This window comes from Acinetobacter sp. SwsAc2 (assembly GCF_013391465.1).
GTDB classification, from domain to species: Bacteria; Pseudomonadota; Gammaproteobacteria; order Pseudomonadales; family Moraxellaceae; genus Acinetobacter; species Acinetobacter johnsonii.
This window is the reverse complement of sequence record NZ_JACBEZ010000049.1, coordinates 1-16,937: the sequence shown is the minus strand read 5'-3', so window position 1 is coordinate 16,937 and position 16,937 is coordinate 1. Positions and strand designations below refer to the sequence as shown.

At 43.9% G+C, this 16,937-nt stretch carries 20 protein-coding genes, 1 pseudogene and 1 other annotated feature; of the genes and pseudogenes, 9 read left to right on the top strand and 12 right to left on the bottom strand.

What is annotated here, in order from left to right:
- Nucleotides 1–14: 14 nt before the first annotated feature.
- A complete protein-coding gene (locus HYI04_RS15755) occupies nt 15–719 on the bottom strand; it encodes an IS6-like element IS1006 family transposase (RefSeq protein WP_001067784.1) in 705 nt (234 codons plus the stop codon).
- A gap of 146 nt (nt 720–865) precedes the next feature.
- Here HYI04_RS15755 and HYI04_RS15750 point away from each other — a divergent pair, with 146 nt between their 5' ends.
- Nucleotides 866–1,168 (top strand): hypothetical protein, encoded by a 303-nt coding sequence (locus tag HYI04_RS15750; RefSeq protein WP_004676056.1) that lies wholly within the window; start codon nt 866–868, stop codon nt 1,166–1,168.
- 283 nt (nt 1,169–1,451) lie between these two features.
- On the opposite strand, the gene HYI04_RS15745 is transcribed toward HYI04_RS15750, so the two are convergent.
- The gene (locus tag HYI04_RS15745; protein ID WP_000058345.1) at nt 1,452–2,042 is read right to left on the bottom strand and encodes a TetR/AcrR family transcriptional regulator; all 591 of its coding nucleotides are present in this window, start codon (nt 2,040–2,042) and stop codon (nt 1,452–1,454) included.
- A 92-nt stretch (nt 2,043–2,134) separates the two neighbouring features.
- Between HYI04_RS15745 and HYI04_RS15740 the strand changes: the two genes are divergently transcribed.
- From HYI04_RS15740 to HYI04_RS15725, 4 genes and pseudogenes are all read left to right on the top strand, one after another.
- Nucleotides 2,135–2,974 carry an alpha/beta fold hydrolase gene (locus tag HYI04_RS15740; RefSeq protein WP_001058024.1) on the top strand — a complete coding sequence of 280 codons (840 nt, stop codon included), beginning with the start codon at nt 2,135–2,137 and terminating at the stop codon, nt 2,972–2,974.
- A gap of 24 nt (nt 2,975–2,998) precedes the next feature.
- The gene (locus tag HYI04_RS15735; protein WP_002055813.1) at nt 2,999–3,538 is read left to right on the top strand and encodes a hypothetical protein; all 540 of its coding nucleotides are present in this window, start codon (nt 2,999–3,001) and stop codon (nt 3,536–3,538) included.
- A 46-nt stretch (nt 3,539–3,584) separates the two neighbouring features.
- Nucleotides 3,585–3,845 (top strand): annotated as a pseudogene (locus HYI04_RS15730) (integrase core domain-containing protein); the annotation flags it as partial.
- Between the two features lie 81 nt (nt 3,846–3,926).
- Nucleotides 3,927–5,882 carry an alkyl/aryl-sulfatase gene (locus HYI04_RS15725; protein WP_000693745.1) on the top strand — a complete coding sequence of 652 codons (1,956 nt, stop codon included), beginning with the start codon at nt 3,927–3,929 and terminating at the stop codon, nt 5,880–5,882.
- Nucleotides 5,883–6,307: 425 nt separating this feature from the next.
- Here the strand turns inward: HYI04_RS15725 and HYI04_RS15720 are convergent, their stop codons facing one another.
- The 8 genes from HYI04_RS15720 to HYI04_RS15685 form a co-directional block, all read right to left on the bottom strand.
- Nucleotides 6,308–6,610 (bottom strand): helix-turn-helix domain-containing protein, encoded by a 303-nt coding sequence (locus HYI04_RS15720; protein WP_001140620.1) that lies wholly within the window; start codon nt 6,608–6,610, stop codon nt 6,308–6,310.
- Nucleotides 6,603–6,959 (bottom strand): type II toxin-antitoxin system RelE/ParE family toxin, encoded by a 357-nt coding sequence (locus HYI04_RS15715; RefSeq protein WP_004967307.1) that lies wholly within the window; start codon nt 6,957–6,959, stop codon nt 6,603–6,605. Before HYI04_RS15715 ends, HYI04_RS15720 begins: the two co-directional genes overlap by 8 nt.
- Nucleotides 6,960–7,179: 220 nt before the next feature.
- Nucleotides 7,180–8,016, bottom strand: a complete 837-nt coding sequence (locus tag HYI04_RS15710; RefSeq protein ID WP_000480968.1) for an aminoglycoside O-phosphotransferase APH(6)-Id — start codon at nt 8,014–8,016, stop codon at nt 7,180–7,182.
- Nucleotides 8,016–8,819 carry an aminoglycoside O-phosphotransferase APH(3'')-Ib gene (gene aph(3'')-Ib / locus HYI04_RS15705; protein WP_001082319.1) on the bottom strand — a complete coding sequence of 268 codons (804 nt, stop codon included), beginning with the start codon at nt 8,817–8,819 and terminating at the stop codon, nt 8,016–8,018. The genes HYI04_RS15710 and aph(3'')-Ib overlap by 1 nt, the downstream gene beginning before the upstream one ends.
- A gap of 75 nt (nt 8,820–8,894) precedes the next feature.
- A complete protein-coding gene (locus tag HYI04_RS15700) occupies nt 8,895–9,827 on the bottom strand; it encodes an IS5 family transposase (protein WP_086374392.1) in 933 nt (310 codons plus the stop codon).
- A gap of 7 nt (nt 9,828–9,834) precedes the next feature.
- Nucleotides 9,835–10,089, bottom strand: a complete 255-nt coding sequence (locus HYI04_RS15695) for a phosphoglucosamine mutase (RefSeq protein WP_051626581.1) — start codon at nt 10,087–10,089, stop codon at nt 9,835–9,837.
- A gap of 86 nt (nt 10,090–10,175) precedes the next feature.
- Nucleotides 10,176–10,991, bottom strand: a complete 816-nt coding sequence (gene sul2 / locus HYI04_RS15690; RefSeq protein ID WP_001043260.1) for a sulfonamide-resistant dihydropteroate synthase Sul2 — start codon at nt 10,989–10,991, stop codon at nt 10,176–10,178.
- 134 nt (nt 10,992–11,125) lie between these two features.
- Nucleotides 11,126–12,345 (bottom strand): IS3 family transposase gene (locus HYI04_RS15685; RefSeq protein ID WP_100249712.1). Its coding sequence is split into 2 segments (ribosomal slippage): nt 11,126–12,069 and nt 12,069–12,345, totalling 1,221 coding nucleotides; the frame shifts between segments, so codons are not numbered across the junction.
- Nucleotides 11,954–12,070: a sequence feature (AL1L pseudoknot), on the bottom strand. It overlaps the preceding gene by 117 nt.
- A 20-nt stretch (nt 12,346–12,365) precedes the next feature.
- Between HYI04_RS15685 and HYI04_RS15680 the strand changes: the two genes are divergently transcribed.
- The gene (locus tag HYI04_RS15680; RefSeq protein ID WP_171527277.1) at nt 12,366–12,509 is read left to right on the top strand and encodes a DUF3761 domain-containing protein; all 144 of its coding nucleotides are present in this window, start codon (nt 12,366–12,368) and stop codon (nt 12,507–12,509) included.
- Nucleotides 12,510–12,726: 217 nt separating this feature from the next.
- Complete coding sequence (locus HYI04_RS15675; RefSeq protein ID WP_004968108.1) at nt 12,727–13,191, top strand: hypothetical protein; 465 nt, start codon at nt 12,727–12,729, stop codon at nt 13,189–13,191.
- Nucleotides 13,192–13,283: 92 nt separating this feature from the next.
- On the opposite strand, the gene HYI04_RS15670 is transcribed toward HYI04_RS15675, so the two are convergent.
- Together HYI04_RS15670 and HYI04_RS15665 are read right to left on the bottom strand one after the other, a co-directional pair.
- On the bottom strand, nt 13,284–13,679 hold the full coding sequence (locus HYI04_RS15670) for a type II toxin-antitoxin system VapC family toxin (protein ID WP_012268403.1): 396 nt from the start codon (nt 13,677–13,679) through the stop codon (nt 13,284–13,286).
- The gene (locus HYI04_RS15665; RefSeq protein WP_005155998.1) at nt 13,676–13,906 is read right to left on the bottom strand and encodes an antitoxin; all 231 of its coding nucleotides are present in this window, start codon (nt 13,904–13,906) and stop codon (nt 13,676–13,678) included. The genes HYI04_RS15670 and HYI04_RS15665 overlap by 4 nt, the downstream gene beginning before the upstream one ends.
- Before the next feature lie 288 nt (nt 13,907–14,194).
- On the opposite strand from HYI04_RS15665, the gene cml reads away from it, so the two are divergent.
- Nucleotides 14,195–15,460 carry a CmlA/FloR family chloramphenicol efflux MFS transporter gene (gene cml, locus HYI04_RS15660; protein WP_020753574.1) on the top strand — a complete coding sequence of 422 codons (1,266 nt, stop codon included), beginning with the start codon at nt 14,195–14,197 and terminating at the stop codon, nt 15,458–15,460.
- Nucleotides 15,453–16,658 (top strand): ISL3 family transposase, encoded by a 1,206-nt coding sequence (locus HYI04_RS15655; protein ID WP_020753573.1) that lies wholly within the window; start codon nt 15,453–15,455, stop codon nt 16,656–16,658. Before cml ends, HYI04_RS15655 begins: the two co-directional genes overlap by 8 nt.
- Nucleotides 16,659–16,937: the final 279 nt, after the last annotated feature.

Here is a 16,937-nt window from a genome sequence, read left to right as displayed (position 1 = left end):
CCTTTAAAAAGTACTTAGAGACCGAAAACCCTGTTGATTAGACACACTTCACCCTGAGGCTGACCATAATAAAATGACGATGCTTGTCCTTTACGTAGTGCACGCATGACTTCAATACCTTTAATTGTGGCATAAGCCGTCTTCATAGATTTGAATCCTAATGTGGCCCTGATGATCCGCTTTAGCTTGCCATGATCACATTCAATCACGTTATTTTTATACTTAATCTGCCTGTGCTCAAGGTCTGGTGGACATTTACCTTCCCGTTTTAACCGTGATAAAGCACGTCCATATGTGGGTGCTTTATCCGTGTTGATCACTTGTGGAATTTGCCACTTCTTCACATTATTTAAAATTTTTCCAAGAAAACAATATGCTGATTTGGTATTACGTCTAGAAGAAAGATAAAAATCAATGGTATCGCCACGTTGATCGACTGCACGATACAGATAAGACCATCGTCCATTCACTTTTACATAGGTTTCATCAATATGCCACGAGCTCAGATCTGTAGGATTACGCCAATACCAGCGTAAACGTTTTTCTATTTCAGGAGCATAACGTTGAACCCAACGGTAAATAGTCGTGTGATCAACATTCACACCCCGTTCGGCCAGCATTTCCTGCAGTTCACGATAGCTAATGCCATATTTACAATACCAGCGCACAGCCCAAAGAATGATTTCGCCCTGAAAATGCCGACCATGGAAAGGATTCATATGCTGCACCTTTAGCTAAAACAGTCTTCAGCTTACCATTCGTGGTTATTTGCAACAGTGCCTTTTTTTAAACCTTATGGCTAATATAAAACAACAATTAGTTGCAAATTAGTTGATATAATAACTTATGCTTTTGGAGATAAGTTATGTCTGTTCAAGAACGCTTAAATAAATCTACAGTCCAATTTCTTAAGATTGCACATCATGTTGTATTCGCCAGGAAACGCTATGAAAACGGCAGACAAATAGTAGTTGCCCTGATTTATATTGCACAAGATGCACACCCCATAGCGGCAATCACAGGAACAGACCGATTTTGGGATTGTCACGACATCAGTAAGGCAACACGATCAATTAGACGACACAATAAAAACTGCCTAATCCTGGATCGTAGAGACTTCATTTTTGAGAAAACGGAAGACCTAAAAGGCTTCAATGGCATCCATTGATTATTCGCCAAAGCTAAACAAAACCGTGGAACATTGATTGTTTTTTGATCGTGAAACATGAAAAATCATAAAAAAAGCCCAATCGGGTGTGATTGGGCTATAAACTAGAAACTACAGCATTGATTTCTAAGGAAAATTATAACACATTTCGTATAAGGTGTATTATGTTAATTTTAGGAAATTTAAACACTGTAAGTGAAAATAGTAATTATAAATTACCACTAGAAATGATAACTTAAATCAAAATTTAAGATAGTTGTCAAAGAGCTAAAACCATAAAAAGTTAAACTAAGCTTTTAATCGTTAAATCTAATTGTTCGGCTATTGCCTTTAATGGAGTTACACTCCCCCATGCTCGACATAACAAAATAGCTCCCTCCAATGATGCAATAATACTCATACTGATTTGATTGGATTGTTCCAAACATATACTTTCTTGTTCAAATGCTTGTATCAATCGCAGTTTCCATACATCTAGTATTTGTTTAACTATTTCAACATATTGTAATTTCTCAGGATCACTTCCTGTTTCCATTAATACAGACATTAAAGGACAACCGGCCTCAAAATTATCGGCTTGCACCATATCGGCCCACCACGTAATAAATACAGTGATGCCTTTACGTACTCCATGCTGATTTAATGCTTTATCTAGTTGTTCTAATGCAGTATTTCCAGAAAAAATTAAAGCCTCTTTAACTATTTGCGATTTACCATCAGGGAAATAATGATAGGTCGAGCCCAGTGGGGCTTGTGCATGTTTCGCAACTTCTCGCACACTTGTAGCAGCTAATCCCTGTGTCCTTAATAAATCCAATGCGGATAAAATAAGCCGTTGTCGTGGATCTAATTTTTTATTTACTTGCAAACTCATTAGTCCTGTTCCGCTTAAAAAACAAATTGCTATAACGCTTGTTATAACTTAGCATAATTTCAAATATAACAACTGTTATAATTGGATTAAAAATGAACAATGATTTTATAGTTACCGCGAAAGACGGTTACCCACTTGCAGCAATTAAATACAGTGCAAAAAAACCCAAAGCAAACATCATTCTTGCGGGTGCAACAGGGGTACCACAAGCGTTTTATCGACGTTTCTCCGAATATGTAGTTACACAGGGTTATAACGTCATAACTTTTGACTATCGTGGAATTGGTCGTTCTAAACCTACTGATTTTAAGAATTTTGATAGCAATTTTCTTGAGTGGGCAACACTAGACCTTGCAGCAGTGGTCGATATTGTGGCAGATGATTTACCTCTTTTTATGGTGGGTCATTCATTCGGTGGACATGCCTTTGGTTTACTACCGAATCATCATAAGGTTAAGTGTATTTATATATTTGGTACAGGTGCAGGCTGGCATGGTTATATGCCAAAAACTGAAGCAGTGAAAATAAAAGTATTGTGGGAGCTTGTTTTACCTACATTGGCTCAGTGGAAAGGCTATATTCCAATGTCACTAATAGGTATGGGCGAAGATTTACCCTATGGAGTGTACCAACAATGGAAACGCTGGTGTAAATTTCCACATTATTTTTTTGATGATCCTCAAGTCCCTGAAATAGCAGAACAGTTTACCAAGGTAACCACACCTATCATTGCAGCGAACGCACTTGATGATTTATGGGCAATGCCTAAATCACGTAATGCATTTATGCAGGGGTATAAAAATGCTGATGTTCAGTTAATTGATATTCCTTTAACCAAGTCGCTACCAAAAATTGGTCATATGGGCTATTTCCGTAGTGACTCAAAAGTGCTCTGGGATAATGTAGTAACTGCCTTTGAAAGAATACTTTAATAACGATCCTTGAGAATAATAAATATGGAACATAAGTTTGACCTTTCTAATCTACTCAAAGTCTATAAAGCTTTGATTTGGATTACACTTTATGCTGCTGCTTTACATTTCTTTGATAATGTATATTTTTTCTTTCAATACCCAGAACCTGCTTGGCTCACACGGGAAATTGTTGCATTACTTTGGATACCGATTGCTTTAATGGCTCATCGTGCCGTAGATTTAATCTATACAGGTAAAGTGGAGTACGCTTTCGCAATAATTCATAGTTTTGTATTAGCCAACTGGATTTCATTGGGTCATTATTTATTTGCTTGCCCACAAGATGTATTACCCCGTATTAATATTGCAATTTTTATTCAAACCAGTATTGCTAGTGTACTATTTGTCATGACTTTATGGTTGCAAATCACTCGCTATCCGAAATCATTGCGCTATATCAAACCAACTTGGCTGAAAAATATTGCCATGTACTGCATATTAATTATTATTTTAGAGTCAATTTTTCCCTCTGATTTTCATGATTGGTGGTATACGTGGTTCATACCGTCAGATATACATTAACTTGAATCCTACTTAAGAAAAATGATCTTTTCCCTCTTACTAATATGTATTGAAATCAAATGACATCCAAATCAGCATGGATGGTAAAGGTCGATGGGTTGATAATGTGATGGTTGAACGATTATGGCGGAGCGTTAAATATGAAGAGGTGTATCTCAAAGCCTACAGCAATGTTTTGGATGCGAAGAAGCAATTAAACGCATATTTTGAATTTTATAATTTGAAACGACCTCATTCGAGTCTGGACAAAATGACTCCAGATGAGTTTTACTATGACCAGCTACCACAACAAAATAAGGTAGCTTAACTAGAGCAGAGTATCACTTATAAATAAGCTTTTAGTTGTTCAAACATGTGGGACCACCTCTATTTAAAAAAAGGAAAGAAGATGAAAATTAAGTTTTTAACAGTTTCATTGATGCTTATTCTGCCATTTTCTGTTTTTGCAGCAAATACTGTAGTAGAAAAAGCGGTCATTGAATCAAATAATACATATAAGGCGAAGTATAACTTAGAGGATATGACTGAGTTTAATCAGGCTCAAAAGGGCTTTATTGCCAAGCCAACAGGTCAAATTAAAAGTGAGAAAGGCAATGTTATCTGGGATTTTGATGCATTTAGTTTTTTACAAGATCAAGCACCAAATACCGTTAATCCCACTCTATGGCGACAAGCAAAATTAAACAACAATGTTGGGCTATTTAAAGTAACAGATCGAGTTTGGCAAATTCGTGGTTTTGATTTGGCAAATATGACCATCATTCAGGGTGATACTGGCTGGATTATTGTGGATACATTAACCTCTAAAGAAACGGCTGAAGCAGCACTTAAATTTGCTAGACAGCATTTAGGTGAGCAAAAAATTTCAGCCATTATCTTTACCCATAGCCATATCGATCATTTTGGTGGTGCATTAGGCGTTCTTTCTAGCGAAGAAATTAACGCTAGAAAAACTCCAATTATTGCGCCAAAAGGCTTTATGGAAGAAGCGACCAGTGAAAATGTGATGGCAGGTTCAGCCATGATACGTCGTGCGACTTATATGTATGGAACTTTTCTACCTAAAAATGCGGAAGGATTGGTGGATACAGGTTTAGGTAAGGCTGTTGCTGTGGGAAAAATGGGCATCCTTGAGCCTACACAACTGATCACTCAACCAGAACAGAAAATGACGGTTGATGGCTTGGATTTTGTGTTTTATAACGTGCCGGGTTCAGAAGCACCAGCAGAATTAACGTTCTCTATCCCATCATTGAAACTTTATAACGGCGCAGAAATTCTATCTCATACCATGCATAATCTTTATACCCTTCGGGGTGCTAAAGTCCGTGATGCCTTAAAATGGGTGGGCTATCTAGACCAAGCAATGCAGCATGCCAAAGCATCCGATGTATTGATTGCACAGCATCATTGGCCTGTCTGGGGCAATGACAATATTCAAGATTTTATTAAAACCCAGCGAGATGTTTATAAGTTCACGCATGATCAGACGGTGAGATATATGAACTCTGGTTTTAATGGCGCTGAAATTGCCGAAAAAATTAAGCTTCCAGCGGCACTTGATCAAAAACTATATGCTCATGGCTATTATGGAACCCTAAAACATAATGTAAAAGCAGTATACCAATATTATATGGGATGGTTCGATGCCCATCCTTCCAATTTAGATCCATTACCCCCTAAAGCTGTTGCAAAAAAATATATTGAGTTAGCAGGTGGGGAGAACAATGCATTGAAAAATGCGCGGGATGCCTACGCTCAAGCTGACTATAGATGGGCTGCCGAGATTTTAAAACATATTGTGTTGAATAACCCTCAAAACCAACAAGCAAAAGACTTATTGGCGAATACTTATCGTCAATTGGGCTATGCTGCTGAGGCTTCAACTTGGCGTAATTTCTTTTTGGTGGGCGCTCAAGAGCTACAAAATAATGTACCCCTACAAAATACTTCTGATCCGAGTGATTTATTGATTCATACACCAACTGAAAGATTTCTTGAAGCTATGGCGACAAATTTAGATGTGGAAAATTTAAAAAATGAAAACCAGTGTATCAATCTGGTTTTGTCGGATACCAAAGAGCATTTTTCATTATGGGTTGAAAACTCAGTCATGCAGTTTAAGCGTTATGATGAAAGTAAAGATTTGGCATTGGATTGCCCTACATTAACCTTAACCAAGCCCTTATATCTAAAAATGATTACAGGTCAAATAGAAGGGGTAAAAGTCCTGCTTTCTAAAGACAGTAAAGTCAAAGGTAATCCACTGAAAATTGGAAAATTCTTTGCAATGTTTAAACGTCCAGATTCAATTTTCCCGATTGTGACTCGACCAAATGGCTAAGCTCAAATAAGTAAAGTCGAAACTTAAATTAATAGATCCAAAGAAATGGGTGAAATTATCAACTTGGTTCTCCCAATCTTATAACAGGAATACAAGAAATTATTTCTTGTATTCCTCTTTAAAATTAAAAGTAAGCTATATGTATTTTAACTCTATTGATACTTTATTAAATGGTTTTTGAATTTTTATACTTTATTTTCGATGGAGATATTTTTATTAGTAGCTTGTTTAAAAAAGATTTGTTTATTTTTCTATTAATTGCTTCTAAATAATAACTTCAATATTTTTGTGGTTAAAAGGCAAGGGGGTATTATGATGTGTTTTTTATTGAAAATAAGCTTTTATATTATTAGAAATAAGTCTATTTAACATAATGGCGCTTATACGAATCTAAAAATGGGAGTCTTTAGCTCCCATTTTTATTGTTAAACATTGAATCCTATATGTTTTCCTGTTGGAAGCTCTACATCAATACGGAGCTTCCCGCCCATTGCCTCAACATACTTTTTCATGGTTGAAATCTTAAGATCATTGCCACGATTTTCTATTGCTGAAAGCGATGGCTGTTTTATTCCCAAAGTTTCAGCAAGTTCCTTTTGAGAGATTTCAAGTTCTTCACGAATAAGATGAAGCTGATTTTCTAGCAGTAATTCATCTGCCATTTTTTGAATACGGGCTTGGCTCTCTGGAGAGCGGCTAGCTAACAATTCTTGCAGAGTCTTAGCCATTAGATTTATCTCCTAGGGTGGTGAGATGAAGTTGGTATTGTTCATCTGCAATATCCAGCATGTCTTTATAAAAACGCTTTTTACTGCCTTTATCAGCAATACATAGAACAATAGCCTGTCGTAAAGGATCAAATGCGAAGAAAGCTCTCAGTGGTTTACCTCGATGTTGAACACGAAGCTCTTTCATGTTGGTAAATTTAGAGTCATAGACAGTATCTACTAAAGGGCGGCCTAAACTTGGTCCTTGCTGCTGTAGAACAACTAGGGCAGCCAGAACCTTCTCTTGTGTTGATTCGTCTTGCTGTTCAAGCCATTCATTAAATAGATCTGTCGTAATGACTATCCACATACCACAACCAAAATATAGATTATAGTCTATATTTTAGGAGCATTATGCTTGTTTTGCAAATGAGAAATGATAGGCAATAAAAAACCCCAGCATCCTGCCGGGGTTTTTCATATTGGGGTCGTTTGCGGGAAGGGGCGGAATCCTACGCTAAGGCTTTGGCCAGCGATATTCTCCGGTGAGATTGATGTGTTCCCAGGGGATAGGAGAAGTCGCTTGATATCTAGTATGACGTCTGTCGCACCTGCTTGATCGCGGCCGCGATAGCTAGATCGCGTTGCTCCTCTTCTCCATCCGCGTTCCAAGCTGCGGAAAGGCACCCATAAGCGTACGCCTGGTCGAGCAGGCGACGCGGATCGACGTCCAGCGCACGAGAGAATGCGTCCGCCATCTGTGCAATGCGTCTAGGATCGAGACAAAGGTCGTCTCTGTCAGCCGGATCGTAGAACATATTGGCGGCGCCAAAGCCCACTTCACCGACCAGACCGACGGGATCTATCACCAGCCAGCCGCGACTGGAGAACATGATGTTTTCATGATGCAGATCGCCATGTAGCCCACGCAGTTCCGAGGCATTGCTCATCATTTGATCGGCTATAATCGCCGCGTGGACGTAGTCAGTTTGACAACCTGCGTTTTGATCATCGCGCGCCCGCTGAAACAAAGCTGCAAAGCGATCCCGGATCGGGAGAAGGGCAGAAGGCAGGGGTTCCTCAGATGCGGCATACAGCTTCGCCATTAGTTCCGCTGCAATTTCGGTCGCCTGGTAGTCGCCGTGCTCGGCAACGATGTGAGAGAGCATTCGCTCCCCGGCATATTCGAGCAACATCAGATTGTTCTCACGACCGAGCAACCGGACTGCTCCCCTCCCATTGCGCCATACCAGATAGTCGGCCCCGCGCAGTTCATCAGCAATGTCTTCTATAGGTTTCAATCCCTTGACGATTGCAGGAGTCCCGTCTGGCAATGAAACTTTCCAAACGAGGCTGGAAAAGGTGTCCGCAATGAGAACAGGTTGCGAAACGTGCCAATGAGCAGGAAAAACAGGCGGCATGAACATCAACCCCAAGTCAGAGGGTCCAATCGCAGATAGAAGGCAAGGCGTTCGCGGTCGGGGGCTTCGATCCCCAATACATTGAATAGGACAGCGAAGGCGCGCTCTGCTTCATCTGGCGCTGCCCAGTTCTCTTCGGCGTTAGCAATCATGAGTGCCAAATCGGCATAGCGATCTGCTGTTCCGAGCCGCCCAAGGTCGATCAGACCCGTGCATTGAAGAGTTTTAGGGTCCACCATGAAGTTCGGCATGCAGGGATCACCATGGCAAACAACCATATCGGTGCGCTCTTGGTCGAGCCGCACCGGTAGCTCTCGTTCGACACGAGCCAAAAGATCGAGCTGCGGCGTACTCTTGTCCTCGTCCGGTAAGAAGTCGGGATTGACGGCATTGCGGGACACCACATCAACGGCGCGTCCGAACATTCGCGACAGCCTGCGCTCAAACGGACATTGATCAACCGATAGGCTGTGAACAGCGCCAAGTTGCTGCCCCATTGACGGCCACGCTTTGAGCAAATCCGCTCCAGACAGATCAGCCGCCGGTACTCCCGGAATTGCCGTTATCACCAAGCATGCACCCTCCTGTTCCTCCTGCCAGTTGATGACCTCGGGGCAAGCCACACCTCGACCTTTGAGCCAAATGAGGCGGTCACGCTCTCCAGCGAGCTCACCGCGGCGGGAAGCAGGTGCGATTTTCGCGAAGGCATGCCCGTCACCACGTCGAAAAACAAAATCACCAGATTCTCCGCCTCTGACAGGCAACCAGTCAGAATGCGATTCACCAAAAAAAATATTAGTTCGATTCAATGGAGGTTCCTTCAGTTTTCTGAGGCTTTGTTGCACAAAGATTTGAAATGCAAAGCGCCCCTAATTGATCCAAATTTAAGGCGTAACTTGGGTAAGTGGGCGACCTAATTCCGTAAATCTGTTAAGGACTGCTACACGTGCATGGATCTCATTCACCTGACTAGGAAAGCTTCTTGCCATTAATTTATCGCCTAATAATTTGATGCAATGCATCTTGGTTTCCACCAAACTGCGGCGATGATAGCCTGACCATTTTTTCCATAATGTCCTGCCTAAATGTTTAACTGTTCGAAGTAATTCATTTCGCTCTAGCGAGCTACTCTTTGTATCTTTCCATGGTTTCGCATTTTTTCTAGGTGGAATCACCGCATGCGCTTGCCGATCTGCAATGACCTGACGGCATTGCTTGGTGTCATAAGCTCCATCGGTATAAACAGAGTCAATCTGCTCATCTTGTGGAATCTGATTAAGTAAATCACCAAGCACCTGTGAATCACTGACATTATTGGTTGTGAGCTGAATAGCGCGTATTTGTAGGGTTTTGGCATCTATACCAATATGTAGTTTACGCCATTGGCGACGATATTCAGCTCCATGTTTCTTGCGTTTCCATTCGCCCTCACCTAGAAACTTCATGCCTGTAGAGTCTACGAGTAGATGCAGTCCATTGCAACTCTTTTCATAGCTAATTTGAATATCAATATGCTTTTGTCTTCTGCGAATGGTTGAATAATCCAGAGCTGTCCAATCTAATCCGCAAAGTTTAATCAAGCTTTGGACAAAGCCAGTCACCATGCATACAGAAAGACGAAATAAGGATTTAATCATTAAGCAGCATTGGATAGCTGCGTCGGAGTAGGTTTGATTTCGCCCTTGTTTGCCTTTTGATGGAGCATACCATTGCGTAGCAGGATCAAACCAAATGGCAATATTTCCGCGACTCATGAGTGCTCGGTTATATGCGGGCCAATTGGTTGTGCGGTAGATTTTGTGTGTAGGCTTCTTCATTTGAAAATTATATCGCTGAAAAAGCCTTTACAGATAGGTTTGTGCAACAAAGCCCCATCGAGGTGAAACCGGCTGTGAGCGCGGGTTCAAGCATATAGCCCGACAGGCGCGTATCCTTGCCGATCACGACACGATGGCGGTGGTCACCGCGACGAAAGACACGGCCAGCCGCCATGCCGACGCGCAAGGCGGTTTCCGCCGTCATCGCGCCTTCGTTGGCTTTGCCACGAATACCGTCTGTGCCGAAATATTTGCGCACCATAAGGTCGATTATCCTGTCGTCGGGTCGCCCTCAAAGGGGACATGCCTGCTGAACCGCGAATATAGAGAAATATCCCGAATGTGCAGTTAACGAATTCTTGCGGTTTCTTTCAGCGCCGCCAATACCGCCAGCCCGTCGCGCAAGGGGCGCGGCTCGTGTGTGCGGATGAAGTCAGCTCCACCTGCGGCGGCGGCAAGCTCTGCAGCGAGTGTCGCGGCCCCGACATCCCCCGGACCACGGCCTGTGAGCGCGCGCAGAAAGGATTTGCGCGAAACAGACAGAAGCACCGGCAAATCGAAGCGCAGCCGCAATTCATCGAACCGCGCCAGCACCGAGAGCGAGGTTTCGGGAGCAGCCCCCAGAAAAAACCCCATGCCGGGATCAAGGACAAGGCGGTTGCGTTTGATACCGGCACCCGTCAGCGCCGCGATGCGCGCGTCAAAGAACGCCGCAATGTGATCCATGATGTCGCCAGCGGGTGCCTCGCGCCGATCTGCCTGCCCGTCTTGCACCGAATGCATAACGACGAGTTTGGCAGATGATTTCGCCAATTGCGGATAGAACGCAGCGTCTGGAAAACCGCGAATATCATTGAGATAGGCCACACCACGCGACAAGGCATAGGCTTGCGTCGCGGGTTGATAACTGTCGAGCGAGACGGGAATGCCATCTGCCTTGAGCGCGTCCAGCACCGGCGCGATACGCGCGATTTCTGTGTCGGACGAAACAGGCGCGGCGTCGGGATTGCTGGATGCCGGACCGAGGTCGATCACATCTGCCCCCTCGGCCATCAGCTTACGCGCCTGCGCAATGGCTGCGTCTGGCGCCAGATACCGGCCTCCATCGGAGAAACTGTCCGAGGTTATGTTGACGATGCCGAAAATGATGAGCGATTTATTCATGGGGGCTTCTATAATAATAATAATCGAGCATGAGTCTCATACGGATGCTCGGGTCGAAAGGGAATCCCCAGGCGAGTAACCTGTTTGCGGTGATCTGAACCGTACCGGGTTTGTCGGAGACTTTTTTATTTAAGTTAGGCCACCTGACCTAACGGATTAATTTTATCATAGTACATTGCTTCAAAATCAAAAGGTGGCACATAACCTAGTGCACTATGTACACGCTCTTTATTGAACCAATCTACCCAATTTAATGTCGCAAGTTGTACATCCGCTAAACCTTGCCAATCTGCTTTTAAATATTCAATCACCTCTGTTTTGTATAAGCCATTCACTGTTTCAGCCAAAGCATTATCGTATGAATCACCGGTCGTACCGACTGATGCTCGTAAATTTGCTGCTTCTAAACGATTGGTATAACGAATGGAAAGATATTGCACACCTCTGTCACTATGATGAATCACGTTCTTTGGCATGCCTCGATCATGCAATGCTTGCTCCAGTGCATCGAGCACCATGTCTGTATTCATCCGTGTTGATACTTTCCATCCAACAATTGCTCGCGAGAACACATCAATAATAAAGGCGGTATAGACCCAGCCTGAATTTGTTTGAATATACGTAAAGTCAGCGACCCACAGCTGGTCAGGGTGATCAGCACTAAAATTGCGTTTCACCAAGTCATCTGCTCGTTTTTGATCATCTCGGCTATGGGTAGTTTGTTTATTCTTACCTCGCCAAACACCTTGTATACCTAGCTTTTGCATCAATCGAGCAACTGTACAGCGTGCAATAATATAGCCTTCACGTTTCAGTTTTTGCCAAACTTTACGTACACCATATCGACCTGAACTTTCCTTCCAAATTCGTTTAATTTGTTCAGCATGATGCAAGTCATGTAGATCTCGCTTTGCTCGATGTTCTGGGTTTTCGCAGAGATCTAGAGTCCGGTAATAGGTTGAGGGTGCGATCGGTAAAATTCTACAAATCGCCTCGACTCCGTACAGCTCTTTATTATTATGGATAAAATCCACCATTATTTGTGTGGGCGGTCGAGTTCCGCCTGGGCGAAAAAAGCGGCTGCTTTACGTAGAATCTCATTGGCGCGTTGCAGTTCTTTATTTTCGCGTTCGAGTTGTTTGATACGTTCTTGGTCTGAAAGCTGCTGTACTTTAACTGGATTTAGTTTATCTAAATATTTTTGATACCAAACACGTAGTGTTTCAGGAGTACAACCTATCTTGGGAGCAATAGCGGTGATCGCAGCCCAATTCGATGGATAATCTTTTTCAGATTCAATCAATAATTGAACCGCTCTTTCTCTGATTTCAGGGGCATATTTTAATTTTGTCATCGGGATAGTCTCTCAGAATATTGACTCTCCGACAAACCCGGTACGGTTCAGCAAATAAGCAACCTTCTAATGCAACAGCGAAGTGTAGAGATGGGACTTGGTCTTTTAGCTTGAATAGGAGAGGTACTTGTTCTGGCCATGGTGGAGTAGCTAACTGGCTTTAGAACTTAGAATACTTCTGATTTAAAGCTTATCATGCAATATGCTTAAAACTTAAAAACCAATAAAAACAGGAATTTTAAGTTCCTATTTTTCATGTTAGAACCCATTTAAAGTGTCTATATTCTCACCAATTAAAATGTCTATATCCTCATCTATAAACTTGTAAAAATTAAAAATTAATATTATCGTATTACTATCAAAAACAAAAATGGATTACATATGCTTCCAATGTTAGCTTCACAACTTCAACAGGAAACAGGTTGGCGAGTTACTAGCTGTGAAATTCTATTAGATCAATCTCATACAAATACTGATGAATCTTTTGGCAATATAGAAATAACATCAAAACATGGTATTACCTTATTTTTCGGGTTCACTTCATCTACCAATAAAAAAATAGAAATGGATGAAATCCGTATTTTCAATGCAGAAAATATTGAAGTTTGTATTGATGAAAATGATGCAAATAATGTTTTCGCTGCTGCTTATGATATTGTCGATCAAACAAATTGGCGAAAAATTGCAATAAATGCAAAATATGAAAAGCAGAGTAGAAAAGTTAAAAGTATAAGTTTTAATCGGGAAAGTGAGGCTGATCTTTTACACTTTGTAGAAAATCAAAAAGATTTTTCAAACTGGGTAAAAAGCAAAATTTTAGAAGAAGTAAGTAAATCTCATGGATGAAAAAAGGCTTACTTTCATGGGCTTTTTGATTATCGATTTAACATAAAATCTCTTATGCGAATTCTAGCCCTGCATAGGGCTAGATATAGCGATTAGACCCAATTCTCTAGCTTTAGACCATCAATCCGTTCAAATTCTTTTGTATTGTTCGTTACTAATACAACATCCAATGCCAAAGCATGAGCAGCGATCAGCATATCTAAGCTGCCAATCGGTTTACCTGTGGATTGAAGATCTTGGCGTAATTTGGCGTAATGCCAAATTGCTTGTTCATCGTAAGGAAGAATCTCTAAAGGTGACAAAAACTTGTTTAATGCCTGTTTATTGCGTTCAGATCCAGACTTCTCTACACCGAAAGCCAGCTCAGATGCCGTGATACTTGAAATCGCAAGCTGGCCGAGTTGATATTGCTTAAAGCGTTCAAAAACGTGTTGAGGCTTATTGTTGATGACATAGATACAAATATTTGTGTCTAAGAGGTAAATCATCTGAACTCCTCACGGAACTGTTCGCCTTGATCATCTCGCTCTAACTGGAATCCAACCTCAAACTCATTGATGGCTTCTAACATGATATCCCAAGGATTGTCGATGGGCATGAGTAATACACCACGCCCGAAGCTTTTGATGGCCACTTCCGTGCCATTAAAGCGAAAGGCTTTAGGCAAGCGAACCGCTTGACTGCGACCAGTTTGAAATACTTTCGCAATTTCCATAATTACCTCCCGAAACCAAGATATGTATCATTAATATATACCATAGCATTAAATCTTGTAGAGTCAAAGTGAAATTAAAATTATGAGGCAATAAAAAAGGTTCTTTGCACTTTAGCGTGAAGATTGTTACGATATGGACTCATCCATGAGATAACCCGCACATGAGCGCTACCAAGAAAGCAGACAAGTAAGCCGCAGCAACCTTCGTTTTCGGTTGTTGCGGCGTTCTCAAGAACCTAGTTGCTCTGCAAGAGCGCCGCCAAATTCTTAACTTAAGGAGATGGCTTCGTGCGCTCAAAAGATTTTTCTTGGCGGTATTCTCTTCCCGCCACGCTATTGCTGTTATCACCATTCGATTTGCTGGCGTCACTGGGCATGGATATGTACCTGCCCGTGGTGCCTTTCATGGCGGATGCACTTGGGTCCGGTGCAGGGACGATCCAGCTGACGTTGACGGCATACCTGGTTTTGCTTGGAGCCGGACAGCTTCTCTTCGGCCCACTGTCGGATCGGCTGGGTCGCCGCCCCGTTTTACTTGGTGGCGGGATTGCCTATATTGCGGCTTCATTCGGCCTCACCGTAGTTTCATCGCCAGAACTTTTTCTGAGCTTCCGCGTTCTTCAGGCCTGCGGCGCTTCGGCATGTCTCGTTTCCACTTTCGCGACGGTACGCGACATCTATTCGGGCCGTGAGGAAAGCAACGTCATCTATGGCTTGCTCGGCTCTATGCTTGCGATGGTTCCTGCGATAGGCCCACTGCTAGGAGCGCTGGTCGACGCGTGGCTCGGATGGCGCGCAATCTTCGGCTTGCTAGGGATGGCAATGATAGGCGCTGTTATCGCAGCCTGGCGACTCTGGCCAGAGACTCGGCGGCACCGGACGGCAGACCTACAGTGGTCGCAGCTATTGACTCCTGTGAAACACCTGAACTTCTGGCTGTACACGCTCTGTTACAGCGCGGGGATGGGCAGCTTTTTCGTCTTTTTCTCGACCGCCCCCTGGCTAATGATGGGGAGGCAAGGGTTATCGCAACTTAGCTTCAGCTTGCTATTTGCTACAGTGGCCATCGCTATGATGGCTACAGCGCGAATCATGGGACGACTGATTCCCCGGTGGGGAAGCCTGAAGACCTTACGAGTGGGAATGGGGTGTCTGATGGCGGGAGCGCTGTTGCTCGCTGTTGGCGAGACATTGGCACCGGTCTCGGTGCTTGGCTTCATCGCCCCGATGTGGCTCGTGGGTGTTGGTATCGCCACTGCGGTATCGGTGGCACCCAATGCCGCTCTTCGAGGTTTCGATCATATCGCTGGGACCGCTACAGCAGTCTACTTCTGTTTGGGTGGACTACTGTTAGGGATTATCGGGACACTCATTATTACGCTTTTATCGACTGGTACCACCTGGCCGATCATCGCTTATTGCCTCATCCTCGCAACAGCAGTGCTTTGTCTGTCCTGCATCAATCCCAACAGACGCCATCTCAGCCAAGAAGAACATGATGCCTTGGCGCTACAAGGCACCGATAGCGCGCAATCGGTCCATGATCATGACTAGCGCTGATGTTTGGAGCCTGTTCTGGAAGGGCTTTTCGCCAGCGTCTCATGGGCTTCTAGATGAACAGACTTTGCTGATCCGTCTTACACACGACGAGGAGCATACGCCAATTTGTAGCCGATGCGATTGCCCTTGTTTCCTGGTACATGACATCAATTGGCGCCGAGTTCGCGAGTCACCAATTATGCAGTATCGCGTCGAGTTGGATGTACCTGTGCGGCGGCTGCGTTGTCCACAATGCGGTCCAACCAGAGAGCGGATCGATTGGCTACCACCGCGCTCCCGTATTACGCAATCATTGCGCAACTGGATTGAGAAATTAGTACAGATGCTGCCCGTCAGTCATGTTGCCAATCTTTTGGGCTTGCATTGGCATACAGTCAAGACTATTGACATGGAGCGGCTCAAACGTGATTTGCACGAGCCAGATCGAAGTCGATTGCGCCGCCTGATGATGGACGAATTCGCCTTGCACAAGGGTCATCGCTACGCCACGGTGGTCGCCTGTGCCGACACCCAGCAAGTGGTGTGGATTGGCGAGGGCCGCTCGCGTGAGGCGATCCGGCCGTTCTTCGAGTGGTTAGGCGATGCCCGGAACCAGATCGAGGCAGTGGCCATGGACATGAACTCAGCCTTCGATCTTGAAGTGAAGGCCCAGTGCCCCAACGCGGTGGTGGTCTACGACCTGTTCCATGTGGTGGCTAAGTATGGCCGCGAAGTGATGGATAGAGTGCGAGTTGATCAGGCCAATCAACTGCGAGATGACAAGGTCGCCCGCAAGGTGATCAAAAGCAGCCGTTGGATACTGTTACGCAATGCTGACAACCTTGAGCCCGAGCAGGCGGTCAAGCTGGACGAACTCCTGGCCGCCAATGCGTTCTTGACTACGGTGTACGTGCTCAAGGACCAACTTAAGACGCTATGGTTTGCGGAAAGCGAGACGACGGCCAGAAGCGCCTGGCGGGAATGGGCCGGCATGGCCCTCGGTAGCGGAATTGATGCTTTGGTACGATTTGCCAAGAAGCTGGAGCCATATATGGAGGGTATCGTTTCCAGTGCCCTCCACCGGCTGAACACCAGCGTGCTGGAGGGCATGAACAACCGGATCAAAGTCATTAAGCGGATGGCCTATGGATACCGCGACACGGACTACTTCTTCCTCAAGATCCGTGCTGCATTTCCCGGCAAAGTGCGATGAACTATAAAAAAACCCCGACATCCTGTCGGGGTTTTTCGTATTTGGTACTAGGGTCAACTCCTGTCATCCCTCGCGTCCTGTCGCTGATCTTGTTATTTTTATCTGGAACATCCTGTTCTCAATGAAGCCATGATATGCAATCTGGTGGTATCGGCACTGTTGCAAATAACCACGAATGGTAAGCTGAAGACTGTTTTAGCTAAAGGTGCAGCATATGAATCCTTTCCATGGTCGGCATTTTCAGGGCGAAATCATTCTTTGGGCTGTGCGCTGGTATTG

Coding starts and splice junctions, on each gene's coding strand:
- HYI04_RS15755 (WP_001067784.1), bottom strand. CDS start 719: ATGAATCCTTTCCATGGTCGGCATTTTCAGGGCGAAATCATTCTTTGG.
- HYI04_RS15750 (WP_004676056.1), top strand. CDS start 866: ATGTCTGTTCAAGAACGCTTAAATAAATCTACAGTCCAATTTCTTAAG.
- HYI04_RS15745 (WP_000058345.1), bottom strand. CDS start 2,042: ATGAGTTTGCAAGTAAATAAAAAATTAGATCCACGACAACGGCTTATT.
- HYI04_RS15740 (WP_001058024.1), top strand. CDS start 2,135: ATGAACAATGATTTTATAGTTACCGCGAAAGACGGTTACCCACTTGCA.
- HYI04_RS15735 (WP_002055813.1), top strand. CDS start 2,999: ATGGAACATAAGTTTGACCTTTCTAATCTACTCAAAGTCTATAAAGCT.
- HYI04_RS15725 (WP_000693745.1), top strand. CDS start 3,927: ATGAAAATTAAGTTTTTAACAGTTTCATTGATGCTTATTCTGCCATTT.
- HYI04_RS15720 (WP_001140620.1), bottom strand. CDS start 6,610: ATGGCTAAGACTCTGCAAGAATTGTTAGCTAGCCGCTCTCCAGAGAGC.
- HYI04_RS15715 (WP_004967307.1), bottom strand. CDS start 6,959: ATGTGGATAGTCATTACGACAGATCTATTTAATGAATGGCTTGAACAG.
- HYI04_RS15710 (WP_000480968.1), bottom strand. CDS start 8,016: ATGTTCATGCCGCCTGTTTTTCCTGCTCATTGGCACGTTTCGCAACCT.
- HYI04_RS15700 (WP_086374392.1), bottom strand. CDS start 9,827: ATGAAGAAGCCTACACACAAAATCTACCGCACAACCAATTGGCCCGCA.
- HYI04_RS15695 (WP_051626581.1), bottom strand. CDS start 10,089: ATGGTGCGCAAATATTTCGGCACAGACGGTATTCGTGGCAAAGCCAAC.
- sul2 (WP_001043260.1), bottom strand. CDS start 10,991: ATGAATAAATCGCTCATCATTTTCGGCATCGTCAACATAACCTCGGAC.
- HYI04_RS15675 (WP_004968108.1), top strand. CDS start 12,727: ATGCTTCCAATGTTAGCTTCACAACTTCAACAGGAAACAGGTTGGCGA.
- HYI04_RS15670 (WP_012268403.1), bottom strand. CDS start 13,679: ATGATTTACCTCTTAGACACAAATATTTGTATCTATGTCATCAACAAT.
- HYI04_RS15665 (WP_005155998.1), bottom strand. CDS start 13,906: ATGGAAATTGCGAAAGTATTTCAAACTGGTCGCAGTCAAGCGGTTCGC.
- HYI04_RS15655 (WP_020753573.1), top strand. CDS start 15,453: ATGACTAGCGCTGATGTTTGGAGCCTGTTCTGGAAGGGCTTTTCGCCA.